We start from the raw sequence: 13364 nt of genomic DNA, 5'->3' as shown, positions 1-13364 counted from the left end.
CGTTCAGCGAATCTCGACGGTCGCGCTGTCGCTGCGGCCGTCGGCGTCCAGCACGGTCACCCGCACCACCCCCGGCCCGGCCGGCCGCCACAGCACCTCGCGCGCGATGGGCGACTGGGCGATGCGCCGGCCGTCGATCAGCCAGGACAGCGGACGCCGCCCGCCGCTGGCGGTCAGGGTCATCGGCTCCCCCCTGCCATCCGGTCCCAGCGCCTCCAGCACCATGTCGCTGACCGGGAAGGTCAGGCGCAGCCGGTCGGTCTGTCGCGAGCCGGCCAGTTCCACCTCGCCCGGCCGCAGGCGGCGCAGAAGGTCCGGCGGCGCGTCGTTGCGCACCGGCCCGGCGGGGCGGCCACGCTCGGCCGGCAGCAGGTCGAACACCTCGAACAGCAGCGGGGCGGCGGTGTTGCGGCCGTAATGGTCGGGGCTGGGCGTGCCGTCCGGCCGGCCGACCCACACCCCCACCGTGTAGCGCCCGGTGACGCCGAAGGCCCAGGCGTCGCGGAAGCCGTAGCTGGTGCCGGTCTTCAGCGCGACCGGGCCGCTGCCGCGCAACTCCTGCGCCTGCACCACCCCCGGCGGCGGAGCCGAGCCTTCCAGGATCGCCCGCACCTGCTGCGCCGCGGAGGCGGACAACAGCCGTTGTTCCGGCCCGTCCTGTTGCTCCATCATGGTGCGCAGCGGCGCGACCATCCCGTCGCGGGTCAGCCCGCTGTAGAGGGTCGTCATGTCCCACAGGCTGATCGACGCCCCGCCCAGCGCCACCGGCAGCCCCGGCAACGCGGTGCCGCGGGGCAGCACCAGCCGGGATCCTACCTTGCGCAGCGCCTCGGCGAAGCGCAGGGGGCCGACGCGGTCGAGCACCAGCACCGCCGGCACGTTCAGCGAGCGCTGCAGCGCCTCCATCACCGTCAGGTCGCCGGTGAAGCTGCGGTCGAAATTGCGCGGCGCCCAGTCGCCGAAGCGGGTGGAGACGTCGGCGATCTGGGTCAGCGGGTGGATGATGCCGTCGTCGAAGCCCAGCCCATAGATGAAGGGCTTCAGCGCCGACCCCGGCGAGCGCACCGCCCGCACCATGTCGATGGGACCCTGCCTGGTCTCGTCCAGTGCATCGGGACTGCCGAGATAGGCCAGGACCGAGCGGTCGCGGTTGTCGACCACCAGCACCGCCAGTCCGGCCTGCGGGTTCAGCGTTTCCGCCGTCCGGCGGGCCATGGCTTCGATGGCGTGCTGCAGCGTGCCGTCGATGGTGGTGGCGATCACCGGCCGGTGGGGATCGGCGTTGCGCAGCCGGTCGGCCAGATGCGGGGCAGAGGCCGGCAGGGACAGGCGGGACGAGGGGACCGGCAGGGTCTTCGCCTCCGCCACCGCCTTGGGCGACAGCGCGCCGGCTTCCGCCACCCGGTCCAGCACCTTGTCGCGCGCCGCCTGCGCCCGCTCCGGATAGCGGTCGGGCCGCAGGCGGGAGGGCGATTGCGGCAGCGAGACCAGCAGCGCCGCCTCCGCCGCGTCCAGCTCCACCGGCGCCTTGCCCAGCAGCATCAGCGAGGCGGCGCGGATCCCCTCGATGTTGCCGCCATAGGGGGCAAGCGTCAGGTACATGCCGAGGATGTCGCGCTTGCCGTAGCGCCATTCCAGCTGCGCCGCGCGCGCCGCCTCGATCAGCTTGGCGCCGAAGGTGCGCGGGCGCGGCTCCAGCAGGCGGGCGACCTGCATGGTGATGGTGGAGGCACCGGAGACCACCCGCCCGGCCCCGAGATTCTGCGCCGCCGCCCGCAGCACCGCCAATGGGTCGACGCCGGCATGGCTTTCGAAGCGACGGTCCTCATAGGCCAGCAGAAGCTCGACGAACAGGGGCGACACGTCGTCGACCGTCGCCGGCAGCCGCCACGCGCCGGCCGCGTTGGTGAAGACGCGCAACGGCTGGCCCTTGCGGTCGGTGACGGTCACCGACAGGTCGGCCAGCCGGTCCAGCGGCGGCGGGAACAGCCGGTCGAGCGCCAGCGCCGTCCCCATCAGGGCGGCGACGCCCGCCGCCGCCGCTCCGCCCCGCCGCAGCCATTTCCGCGCCAATCCTTACTCCGCCGGATGGACCGTGATCCGCCCGGTGGTCTGGCGGGCGAAGAAGCGCGGCTTGTACATGTCCTCCACCGTGGCGCCCGGCAGTTCATAGGTGCCGGGGGTGATGGCACGGACGATGAAGGCCAGCTTGAAGGTCTGCTGGTCCTCCGTCAGGTCCACCGCCGCGACATAGCGGTCGTCGCGCGCCTCGGTCGTGCGGGTGTAGCTGAGATCGCCCAGCCACTGCATCTCCTCCGGGGTGCCGCCGCCCAGCCTGGCGTTCTCGATCTCCCAGCCGGCGGGCAGCGCGTGGGTGACCATGCCCTGGTGGAACAGCTTGGTGTTGGCCTCGCCCTCCAGCACGACGACGAACACGTCGTTCTGCTTGATGGTGTCGAGGTTCAGCGGCTCGCCCTTGCGGGTGAAGAAGTAGCGCTTGATGCGCAGTCCCTCGCGCGCCGCCGGCTGCGGCGCCACCGGCACGCCGGACAGCGACACCGCCTGCCACACCGCCGCCTTGCCGGCGTTGGCGACCGGGATGCCGGCCTTCAGCTGGGCCAGCGTCGGGGTCAGGTCGACCCGCGCGCCTTCCTTGCGCGTGCCGCCCAGCGTCACCTCCGCCTTGGCCGGCGCGCCTCGCAGCAGGGCGTCGGCGGCCAGAACCGACCATGCCTTCTCCTGCGTGTTGGTGCGGCCGGCGGCAGTGGCGGAGGCAGGGAGCCGGTCGATCAGCGCCGGGATGCGGTTGCCGGCCATATCGACCTCGGTCATCAGCGCCACCAGCGCCGCGGCGTCGCGGACGGTGGAGCCGTAATCGACATGCCAGTCCTCGCGGGCCAGATGGGCGACCGCGCTGTCGAAGGCGCTGGCCGCCCGCTCCTTGTCGCCCATGCGGGCGAGCGCAGCACCCAGCTGCCCCTTGGCGAGCGGGGTCGGCAGCTTCTCCAGCGCGGTGTCGTGCAGGTAGCGCGCCGGCCCCGGCAGCGACACGCCGGCCAGCGCCAGCGTGTGCAGGGCATAGGCGCGCACCGCCAGTTCCTCCGGGTCGGAAGCGCTGGCGATGGCGCGCTGGCGCAGCCAGGACAGCGCGTCGGTCAGCGGCTTGTCCGGCACCGCCTCGCCCTTCTGCTTGGCGCGGACCAGGAACTCGGCGGCATAGGCGGTCAGCCAGCCGTCGGCCTCGTCATGGGCGCCCCACAGGCCGAAGGCGCCGTCGAAGCGCTGCTTGTCGAGCGTGCGGGAGATCGCCTGCTGGACCCGCGCCTCCAGGCCGTCGTCCGGCTTGCGGTCCTTGCCCAGTGCCAGCTCGACGTCGCGCACCACCAGCAGCGGCAGGGCGCGGCTGACCGTCTGCTCCAGGCAGCCGAAGGGATAACGGTCGAGCGCCCTCAGGATGCCGCCGACGTCGAAGGGCGGTGCCGTGGTGAAGCTGGCCGACCAGTTGGCCGTCCCCGGCAGATATGTGGCAAGCTCCGCCCCGTCGAAGCGGACGCTCTCGCCGGGCGCGATCTGGCGGGTGACGAACTGGGTCTCCACCGCCCGGGCCGGGCGGACGGTGATGCCGTACTCGTGGCTCAGCGCCAGGTTTTCCGGCCCCTTCACCGCCACGGCGACATGGCCGATGCCGGCGGAAACGCCCTTCAGCGGCACCACCAGCGTCTTGCGCTCGCCCTTCGCCAGCGGGACGGAGAGATTGCCGCCCTCCACCGCCACCGCGTCCTGCGCGGTCACCGCCACCTCGTAGGTGCCGGCCGCCGCCTCGACATTGTGGAGCGACAGGGTCACGCGGCTGTCGTCGCCGGGGGCGAGGAAGCGCGGCAGGATGGCGTCGGCCACCAGCGGATCGCGCACCGTCACCGGCCCGGCGGCGGAGCCGACCCGGCCGCGGCTGTAGGCCACCGCCATCAGCCGAAGCTCGCCATTGAAGTCCGGAACGTCGAAGCCGATGCGGGCGGTGCCGTCGGCCCCGAGCTTCACCGGCCCGTGGAACAGCGAGACCACGGTGAAGGGCACCACCGGCAGCCCGGCGCCGCTGGAATCGCCGCCCTGGCGCATGGCGCCATAGGGACCGTCGAGCGGGTCGATCAGCCGGCCGTAATCGTCACGGATGTCGAGGCCGAGCCGGCGCTTGCCGAAATAATGCTTCTCCGGCTGCGGGCTGGCGAAGTCGGTCAGGCGCAGGATGCCCTCATCCACCGCGGCAAGCGTGACATAGGTGTCCTCCATCGTCCCGCCATCGGCGGCGGCGACCTTCACCCCGACCTCCAGCCGGCCGCGCGGACGCATCACCTGCGGCGCGTCGAGCGTGACAGTCAGGGTGCGGACCGACGGGTCGACGCCCACCCAGGCGACGCCCATGGCGCGCACCGGCTGGCGCTCCCGTCCCTTGACCGGCGGACGGTAAGCGGTGGCGGTGACATAGGCGCCGGGACCCCAGGCGGCATCGACCGGAATTTCGACCGTCGCGCCCTCGGCCGGAACCGACAGGGTGCGGACGTCGAAGATGCGGTCGGTCGCCACCGTCACCAGCAGCTCACCGGCGAAGGGCGGCGCCACGCGGATGCGCGCAGTCTCGCCGGGTTTATAGGACTGCCTGTCGGTGGAGACCTCCAGCTTGTCCGGGATGTCGGCGGTGTCGTCACCGCTGGCCCAGCCGGAATAGAAGCGGTAGGAGCTGGCGACGCCGGCCGCCCTGTCCGTCACCTCCAGCCGGTAGCGGCCGAAGTCACGTTTGCCCAACGCCACCAAGGCCGGCTTGTCGGCGCCGACATCGACGGTCCCGGAGGCCAGCGGCACGTCGCGCACCGAGGCGTTGTAGCTGTAGCGGCCGTCGCGGCGGAACCAGACGAAGGAAACCCGCTCCTCCACCAGTTCCCATTTGACGCCGGGCTTCGCGATGGCACTGCCGTCCGGGGCCACGGCGACCAGGTCGAAGGCGGCCTCCGCCCCCTCGCCGATGCGGCCGTCGGAAAAGCGCGGGCGCAGGCCGAGCGCATAGGTCTTTGGCCGCACCGGTACCGAAACCGACTTCTTCACCGGGCGCCCGCCCGGCTCCGACAGGGTGACGCGGATGTCGGCGCGCAGCGGCTTGCTGGTGTCGGGCACCTCCGGCAGCGTCACGGCGATGTGGGAGACGCCCTGCTCGTCGGTGGTCGGGAACTCCAGCGGGTCGAGCCGCTCGGTGGGGTTGTCCTGCACCCGGCCGAAGCGATAGTCCTTGAAGGCCGGATAGGGCGTCGGGTCGGGCTTCAGCGCCACCTCGGCGGTGCCGTCCAGACCGGCGGCCGGCGGGCCGTAGAGGAAGCGGCCCTGCGCCGTCACCTCGAAGGGCTGGCCCGGCACCAGGATCGGCGCGCCGGCAGTCAGGTCGAGCGCCAGCTTGACCGGCACGAAATCCTCGACCTGGAACCCGCCGCGGCCGATCGGCTCGCCCTTCGGGTCGCCATAGACCAGCACCTCCCAGCCGCCGAGCGGCGCGGTGCGGGTCAGGCTCAGCGGCAGGAAATAGCCGCCGGCCCCCTGCCCCTTCAGGGCGCCGCTGTAATATTCGGTGCCGCTGGGGCGCAGGACCTTCACCGTCAGCGGGAAGTCGCTCACCGCCTCCGTCTTGTCGTCGCGCAGCAGGATCGACAGGTTGACCGTCTCGCCCTGGCGGTAGACGCCGCGGTCGGCATAGACGAAGGCGTCCATCGGCCCCGGCGCCGGACGCCCGCCGACTCCGCGGTCGCTGAGGTCGAAGGCGGCGCCGGTCAGGTCCTGCATGGCGAAGTCGGTGCCGAGATAGGCCATCACCATCTCGGGCGCGTTGCCGCCGGTCTTCAGCAGGCCGGGCGCGAAGCGGGCGCGGCCGAACTCGTCGGTCTTCACCCGCGCCAGTTCGCTGTTGTTGCGGGCGACCAGCGCGACATCCACCCCCGGCAGCGGCTTGGCCGAGCCGAAGGAGCGGGCGAAGACGGTCAGCCCGTCGGCGCCGCGGAAGCTGGTCAGGCCGATGTCGGACAGCAGCACCCATTGGGTCGCCAGCGCGTCCCAGCGGTCGGCCTGCTCCACGTCATGCGGGCGGGCGGTGACGACATAGAGGCCGGGCTTGGGATCGTCGCCCACCGCCTGCCGGAAGGGGATCGCGGCGGTGGTGTCGCGGTTGCGCTCCCCCTTCACCTCCAGCGAGCCGGACCAGACCAGTTCGCCGTTCTCCTCCGCCAGCCGGTCGGCGGAATAGCCGGTCAGCTCGTTGAAGATGTTGCCTTCGGACTTGTTGGAGACCAGCGCCCGGTCGGCGATGCGGTAGACCGAGATGTCGAGCCGATCGGTGTTGACGCTGACCACCGGGATGCCGTCGGCGCCCTTGCGCGGCAGGATGTAGGCCGAGCCGCGGAAGGCGGCCATCGACGGCCGGTCGGGCACGCGCACATGCTGGGTCTCGTCGGCCTTCAGCACCACGCCGTCCTCGCCGGGCAGGCCCTGGCGCAAGGTGACGGTGTAGCCGTTGCCGTGGCTGACGCCGCGCAGGCACAGGCTGTTCTCGCGCGCCTCGATGGCGGTCTTGGTCGGCGGCTCCACCCGGACATAATCGTCGAAGCGCACGCCCTGCTTGCCGCTGAGGCGGTCGTTGAACTGGAAGCAGACGCGCGGGCTGCTGCCCTCCGCATTGACGGTGACGCCGGTCATCGCCAGCCCGGCCTTGCGGCGCATGGCGACGAAACGTTCCTCCAGCTTCGGCGCGCGGGCGTCGAGCGTCGCCGCGTCCAGCTTCGGCGCCAGCTGGCGGATGGAGTTGAGTGCCTTCACCGCCTCGTCCGGCTTGCCGAACGCCTCGTCCATCAGGGTGGCGATGCGCCAGAGGATGGCGACGCGTTCCTCGTCCTTCGGGTTGAACTGCCCGGCCATCACGGCGCTCTGCAGCGCGCGGTCCTTGTTGGGCGGAGTGGCTGCCATCCAGGCCGCGCTCAGCTCCAGCCAGACCGACGGCGAGCCGCCGCCCTGGGTGATGGCCTTCTCATAGGCCTGGATGGCGCCGGCCATGTCCTTGCGGTCGCGGGCGGCATGGGCCTGCTTCAGCAGGTCGGCGATCACCTGCGGCTTGGGCTGCGGCGGCGATTTCAGCAGCAGCCCGTTGGCATAGGCGGTGGCGTCCGACAGCGCCCCCGGCGGCGTATAGTCGGCGCGGACCGGAGCAGCCGCGAAGGCCATCACCACCAGAACCCAGAGCAGCGTCAGCAGCCGTGCCATCATGTCGCCTTACAAGCGGAAGCGGGAATGCCTCCGTTTATAGCGCCGATAATCGGTTCATGGCGATATGGCGAACCGCCGATGCACCGTTCGGCTGTAAGGAGATCCCGCCGCACTTGTTCGCCCCTCGCGGATCGGGTAACGATCCGCTTCTAGGCTTGCGAGGCGGTCGCAATCGGATGCTGGCATATTGCCGCACAGTGCAGGAACGTTGGGGGATGGTGCTGGCGCTCGCGCTGGCACTCAGCCTGTTCCTGCGCGTCGTCGCCCCCACCGCCGGCGCCGCCGACCGCGACGGCTATGTCGCCATCTGTACCGGCAGCGAGATCGTCTATCTGCCGGTGGACCGGGACGGCGTTCCGCTGCCCGATGGCGGCGAAACCGACAAGCAGCAGCTTTCGCCGCTGCATCTGCCTTGCAGTTGGCTCGGCCAGTACATCGCGCTGCTGCCGGCCCTGCAGATGCCGGTCATTCCTGCCGGGATCCTGCTGGCATCGGAGTCGGCGAAGCCCGACGAAGTCCACCGGCCGAAGGACCGCAAGCCCTTCCAGTCCCAGGCCCCGCCATCCGGTCGTCATCCGAGGCACTGAGCCGCCCGCTTGACCGGGCGATCCGTATCGCGACGACCGAATGGACACATCATGACTGGACCTCTGCAAGGCGGAGCCATCGGCTCTGCGCTCTATCGTGCGCTCTGGCGCTGGCATTTCTTCGCCGGGCTGATCTGCGCGCCCATCGTCATCCTGCTCGCCGCGACCGGCGGCATCTATCTGTTCAAGGACGAGATCAACGACGGCCTGCACCGCGACCTGCGCATCGTCGCGCCGCAAGGCACCGAGCGGCTGGCGCCCTCCGCCCTGGTGGCGAAGGCGCTGGAGGCGCATCCCGGCACGCTGAAAGGCTACAGCCCGCCCGAGGCGGCAGACCGCGCCGCCGGGGTGCAGATCACCGGCGCCGACGGACTCAAGGACACGGTCTATGTCGATCCCTACAGCGGCCGGGTGCTGGGCAGCCTGTGGGACGGCGGTGCCGCCGGATCGCCGTCGATGTATCTGGTGCGCAAGCTGCACAGCCTGAAATATGCGGGCTGGTTCGCCGAACGCATCGTCGAGGCCGTCGCCGGCTGGATGGTGCTGTTGACCGCCTCAGGCATCTATCTGTGGTGGCCGCGCGGCCAGAAGGGCGGAGTGGTCACCGTGCGCGGCACGCCGGGCAAGCGCCTGTTCTGGCGCGACCTGCACGCCGTGACCGGAGTCTTCGTCAGCGTCTTCATCGTCTTCCTGGCGATGACCGGCCTGCCCTGGTCCGGCTATTGGGGCAAGCAGTTCTACGGCTTCGCCTATGCGGTCGGCATGGGCATGCCCGACGGCTATTGGGACAAATATCCGGTCTCGACCGTGCCGCTGAAGGACAGCATCGACCGCGCCCCCTGGATCATCGAGAACCAGCCGACGCCGCTGTCCACCACCGCAGGCGGGGTTCCGGCCAAGCTGGACGACGTGGTGCGGACGGTGGAGGGGCTGGGGATCGCGCCGGGCTATGCCCTCGTCATTCCGACCAAGCCGGACGGCGTCTTCACCGCGTCGGTCTATCCGGACGACATCACGCAGGAACGGGTCGTCCATCTCGACCAGTATTCCGGCAAGGTGCTGTTCGACATGCGGCTGAAGGATCTCGGCCTGTTCGGCCGGCTGGCGGAATGGGGGGTCAGCATCCATATGGGCCAAGCCTTCGGGCTGGCCAACCAGTTGGTCCTGCTGACCTCGCTGGTGGCGATGATCGGGCTGGTGGTGTCGGGGCTGGTGATGTGGTGGAAGCGCCGCCCCGCCGGCAGCCTGGGCGCGCCGCGCCTCCCGGCCGGGGCCGGCGTGCCGAAGGGGCTGTTCGTCATCGCGGCGGCCGGCGGGCTGTTCTTCCCGATGGTCGGGATTTCGATGCTGGTCTTCGCCGTCGTCGAGGCCGCTACCTACGGCGTCCGCACGCTGCGCACGGCCTGACCGCGCGTCGGGTCAGGGGGAAGCCGGCGCCTGTCCGGCTTCCAGAGCGCTGCGCACGAAAGCCCGCTCCGCCAGACTGCGGTGGCGGTCGCGGTGACGGACCAGATGGAAGGGGCGGGACGGCAGGTCCAGCCCCTCCAGCGCGACGATGCGGCCGGCGGCCAGATCGTCGGCCAGGATCAGGTCGGACAGCACGCTCGCCCCCACCCCGGCCAACAGGGCTTCCCGGATGATGCAGCCGCCGGGCAGGGTCATGGCGACATCCAGACCGCCCGGATCGAGCCCCACCCCGCGCACCGCCGCCTCGAACAGCGCGCGGGTGCCGGAACCGGGTTCGCGCAGGATCCAGCGCCCGGCCGCCAGCTCGTCCCGTCCCACCCGGCCGAGCCCGGCCCAGGGATGGCCGCCGCCCACCACCAGCCGTAGCCGGTCGCCCTCGACCGGTTCGCTGACCAGGGCCGAATCGCTCACCGCGCCTTCGGCGATGCCAAGCTCGGCCCGGCCGTCGCGCACCGCCTCGGCCACCTGCTCGGTGTTGCCGATGGACAGGTCGACGCGGATGCCGGGATAGGCGGCGGCGAAGCGCAGCAGGCGCGGCGGCAGCCAGTGATTGCCGACCGTCTGGCTCGCCGCCAGCCTCAGCGAGCCGCGCGACAGGCCGGACAGTTCGGCCAGCATCGTCCCGGCCTCTTCCACCTTGGCCAGGATGGCGCGGGCCTGCCCGTGGAGAAGCTGCCCGGCGGCGGTCAGCTCCACCCGCCGGCCGATGCGGTCGAACAGGCGCAGGCCATGCTCCGCCTCCAGCGCGGCGATGGCAGCGCTGACCGCCGGCTGCGACAGGTGCAGCACCTCCGCCGCTCGGGTGAAGTGCAGCATCTCCGCCACCGTGGCGAAGATGCGCAGCTGTTCCAGCGTCACGCGAACAGACCGGTGAAGGGCAGGAAATCGACCAGATCGCCGGGGTTCACCGCAGTCGCCTCCGCCGGCATGTCGACCAGCCCGTCGGCCTCCACCATCGAGGTCAGTACGCCGGAGCTGTTGCTGGGGAACTTCACGGCGACCGGACGGCCGTCGGGGCCGCGCTCCAGCCGGGCGCGCAGGAACTCGCGGCGGCCGGGCTTCTTGGTGAAGGTGAAATCGGCGACGACCAGACTGCGCGGCGTGGCGATGCCGGTCGCCCCGGACAGGCGCAGCACCAGCGGACGGCCGACCAGCAGGAAGGTCACCATCGCCGACACCGGGTTGCCGGGCAGTCCGAGGAAGGGTGTATCGCCGACGCGGCCGAGAGCCAGCGGCTTGCCCGGCTTGATCGCCAGCGTCCACAGGTCGATGGAACCCAGCGCGTTGACCGCCGCCTTGACATGGTCCTCCTCGCCGACCGAAACGCCGCCGCTGGTGACGATCAGGTCGCAGTTGCCCGCCGCCTCGGCCAGGGCGGAGCGGGTGGCTTCTGGCCGGTCGGGCAGGATGCCGAGGTCGCGCACCTCCACCCCCAGCGCGTCGAGCTGGGCGGCCAGCGTGTAGCGGTTGGCGTCATAGATGGCATGGTCGGGCTTGGGCGTTCCCGGCTCCCGCAGCTCGTCGCCGGTGGAGAACAGCACCACGGTCAGCCGCTTGCGCACGGTCAGGGCGGAGCGGCCGACGGCGGCGGCGAGCCCGACCTCCTGTGCGCGCAGGCGCTGGCCGGGATGCAGCACCACCGCGCCGGCGGTCATATCCTCCCCCGCCGGACGGATGTTGGAGCCGCGCTTCAGCGCGGCCGGGACCAGCACGGCGTCGCCCTCGGTCCGGCAATCCTCCTGCATCGCCACGGTGTCGACCCCGGCGGGGATCGGCGCGCCGGTGAAGATGCGCACCGCCGTTCCGGGCGCGACGGTTCCCTCGAACTTGGAGCCGGCCGGTACGCGTCCGACCACGTCCAAGCGCCGGAATCCCTCCCCGGCCGCGGCGGCGTAGGCCCAGCCGTCCATGGCGGAGACGTCGGCCGGCGGCACATTGACCGGGGCCACCACCTCTTCCGCCAGCACGCGGCCGAGCGCCTGGCGCAGCGGCACCTCCTCCGTTCCGGTCACCGCGCCATAGCCCTGCGCGACGCGCGCGACCGCCTCGTCCAGCGACAGGGGAATGGGGCCGTGTGCGGAGCAATCGTCCATGGTCTCGGTGTCCTTGATAGGGTGTGGCGGCGCCTTTCCTACCGCCAACTGCAGCCCACGACTTTGATCGGCGTCAAGGCTCCGTTTGGGCATGGCGGCAATTCGGCCGATAAGACCAGATCGCTGTAACGCGTTTCCGGCATGGGGAAAGCCGCCTCCTTTTCGATGCACCTGCACGGCGCTTTCGCGTAGGATGCCCGCACTTTGCCACAGGCCCCGTGGGGGCCGGCAATCCCCAGTCCGATCCCGTATCCGCAAGAGCAGCCCGTCCCATGGCCAAGTCCCGCCGTTCCTCGTCCCGCAGCGCCCCGTCCGACGTTCAAGGGGCATGGCTGCGCCGCGGTCTGGACCAGCCGGGCGGCAAGCTGCCGCTGTTCGACGAGCGCGGCCAGCGGGTGAAGAAAGCGACGGTGGAAGCCTGCCTGAAGGCCGGCTGGGCGGAGCGCTGGTTCGACAACCCGCTGAAGCCCGACTGGCTGGTCTGCCGCCTGACCGAGACCGGCCGCACCGCGCTCGGCGGGCATGGTCACGGCGACGCCGCTCCGGCCGGCGAGGCGCAGGACGACGCGCGTCAAGGCGCGCTGATCTAAGCAGGAAAAGCCGCGCTTGGCCCGAAGGTCCGGCCTACGGTGTCGCCGCTTCCGCCAACCCGTTTCCCCGCTTGATCCGCAGCTGGCGGTCGACCTCGGCCTGGAGCTGGCGCGGGGTCACCGGCTTGTGCAGGACGGCGACGCCATGGGCGGAGGCATCGGCCAGGGTGTCGGCCCCGGTCTCGCCGGTCAGGATCAGGGCGGGAACCTCGGCGCCATAGCGTCCGCGCACGCGGCGGATCACCTCGGTGCCGACGCGCCCTTCGCGCAGGCGGTAATCGGCGATGACGATGTCGGGCACCCGCCCCAGCGACTCCAGCCGGTCCATCGCCCGGTCGGCGCTGTCGGCGGCGACGACGCGGAAACCCCATTCGGTCAGCACCGTCTGCAAGCCCAGCAGCACCACCGCATCGTCGTCGACCAGAACCGCCAGACGCGGCCGGTCGATGGCCGGCGGCCGTTCCGGACCACCCGGCCGTCCGGCCAGGAAGCGGGCCGGGGCCAGCGGCACCAGCACACGGAAGGCCGACCCCTGCCCGTGCACCGACCGGACCTCGACGGGATGGTCGAGCAGTTGCGACAGCCGCCGCACGATGGCGAGGCCGAGCCCCAGCCCGCGCAGCCGGTCGCGCTCCGGATTGCTGACCTGATGGAACTCGTCGAAGATACGGTCGAGATGTTCGGGCGGGATGCCGATGCCGGTGTCCTGCACCTCGATCGCCAGCCGGTCGCCGCCCGGCGCGGCGTCGATGCGGCAGCGGATGCGGATCGCGCCGGCCTCGGTGTAGCGGAGCGCGTTGTCGACCAGATTGCGCAGCAGCTGCATCAGCAGGCCGCGGTCGCTGCGCAGGACCGCCTCGCAGCTCTCCACCCGCCAGACCAGCCCCTTGGCGGTCGCCTGCTCGCCATAGGCGGCGTCGAGCGCATCGGTGATCTCGGTGATCTCGAAGGTGTCCAGCACCGGGGTCACCACCCCGGCCTCCAGCCGCGATACCTCCAGCAGCCCGTCGAGCAGGCCCTTCATGGTGTCCAGCCCCTGATCGAGCCGGGACAGCAGGTCGCGCCCGCTGTGGTCGCCGACATGGCGGGCAAGGGCGGCGGACAGGAAGAACAGGGCCTGGAGCGGCTGGCGGAGGTCGTGGCTGGCGGCGGCGAGGAACTTCGATTTCGCGAGATTCGCGCGCTCGGCTTCCTCCCGGGCGGCATCGCGCTCCGCTTCCAGCGACTGAAGGCGATGAATGAGACTCATGCTTCGTCCACGGCTCTCACGGAGGATGATGGGGTTCCCGAAGGCGCCCCGTTTCCATTTTCGAACAGAACCGGGGGTAATGTTA

At 71.3% G+C, this 13364-nt stretch carries 8 protein-coding genes; 3 read left to right on the top strand and 5 right to left on the bottom strand.

What is annotated here, in order from left to right:
• Positions 1-3 precede the first annotated feature (3 nt).
• Together pbpC and PWS46_RS04480 are read right to left on the bottom strand one after the other, a co-directional pair.
• On the bottom strand, positions 4-2073 hold the full coding sequence (gene pbpC / locus PWS46_RS04485; RefSeq protein WP_434618590.1) for a penicillin-binding protein 1C: 2070 nt from the start codon (positions 2071-2073) through the stop codon (positions 4-6).
• Positions 2074-2076: 3 nt separating this feature from the next.
• Complete coding sequence (locus PWS46_RS04480; protein ID WP_434618587.1) at positions 2077-7293, bottom strand: MG2 domain-containing protein; 5217 nt, start codon at positions 7291-7293, stop codon at positions 2077-2079.
• Between the two features lie 215 nt (positions 7294-7508).
• Between PWS46_RS04480 and PWS46_RS04475 the strand changes: the two genes are divergently transcribed.
• Positions 7509-7880 (top strand): hypothetical protein, encoded by a 372-nt coding sequence (locus PWS46_RS04475; RefSeq protein ID WP_434618584.1) that lies wholly within the window; start codon positions 7509-7511, stop codon positions 7878-7880.
• Between the two features lie 51 nt (positions 7881-7931).
• Positions 7932-9287: a PepSY-associated TM helix domain-containing protein gene (locus PWS46_RS04470; RefSeq protein WP_434618582.1), complete on the top strand. Its 1356-nt coding sequence runs from the start codon at positions 7932-7934 to the stop codon at positions 9285-9287.
• A 12-nt stretch (positions 9288-9299) separates the two neighbouring features.
• Here PWS46_RS04470 and PWS46_RS04465 read toward each other — a convergent pair whose 3' ends face one another.
• Together PWS46_RS04465 and PWS46_RS04460 are read right to left on the bottom strand one after the other, a co-directional pair.
• A complete protein-coding gene (locus tag PWS46_RS04465) occupies positions 9300-10205 on the bottom strand; it encodes a LysR substrate-binding domain-containing protein (RefSeq protein ID WP_434618579.1) in 906 nt (301 codons plus the stop codon).
• The gene (locus PWS46_RS04460; RefSeq protein WP_434618576.1) at positions 10202-11440 is read right to left on the bottom strand and encodes a molybdopterin molybdotransferase MoeA; all 1239 of its coding nucleotides are present in this window, start codon (positions 11438-11440) and stop codon (positions 10202-10204) included. The genes PWS46_RS04465 and PWS46_RS04460 overlap by 4 nt, the downstream gene beginning before the upstream one ends.
• A gap of 272 nt (positions 11441-11712) precedes the next feature.
• Here PWS46_RS04460 and PWS46_RS04455 point away from each other — a divergent pair, with 272 nt between their 5' ends.
• A complete protein-coding gene (locus tag PWS46_RS04455; RefSeq protein WP_434618573.1) occupies positions 11713-12030 on the top strand; it encodes a hypothetical protein in 318 nt (105 codons plus the stop codon).
• A 34-nt stretch (positions 12031-12064) separates the two neighbouring features.
• On the opposite strand, the gene PWS46_RS04450 is transcribed toward PWS46_RS04455, so the two are convergent.
• Positions 12065-13279 (bottom strand): ATP-binding response regulator, encoded by a 1215-nt coding sequence (locus PWS46_RS04450; protein ID WP_434618571.1) that lies wholly within the window; start codon positions 13277-13279, stop codon positions 12065-12067.
• Between the last annotated feature and the right edge of the window lie 85 nt (positions 13280-13364).

This window comes from Azospirillum sp. B2RO_4, assembly GCF_051124815.1.
GTDB lineage: Bacteria > Pseudomonadota > Alphaproteobacteria > Azospirillales > Azospirillaceae > Azospirillum.
The sequence above is the reverse complement of the archived record's forward strand: the minus strand, read 5'-3'. Positions and strand labels throughout refer to the sequence as shown.

Coding starts and splice junctions, on each gene's coding strand:
- PWS46_RS04480 (WP_434618587.1), bottom strand. CDS start 7,293: ATGATGGCACGGCTGCTGACGCTGCTCTGGGTTCTGGTGGTGATGGCC.
- PWS46_RS04475 (WP_434618584.1), top strand. CDS start 7,509: ATGGTGCTGGCGCTCGCGCTGGCACTCAGCCTGTTCCTGCGCGTCGTC.
- PWS46_RS04470 (WP_434618582.1), top strand. CDS start 7,932: ATGACTGGACCTCTGCAAGGCGGAGCCATCGGCTCTGCGCTCTATCGT.
- PWS46_RS04460 (WP_434618576.1), bottom strand. CDS start 11,440: ATGGACGATTGCTCCGCACACGGCCCCATTCCCCTGTCGCTGGACGAG.
- PWS46_RS04455 (WP_434618573.1), top strand. CDS start 11,713: ATGGCCAAGTCCCGCCGTTCCTCGTCCCGCAGCGCCCCGTCCGACGTT.
- PWS46_RS04450 (WP_434618571.1), bottom strand. CDS start 13,279: ATGAGTCTCATTCATCGCCTTCAGTCGCTGGAAGCGGAGCGCGATGCC.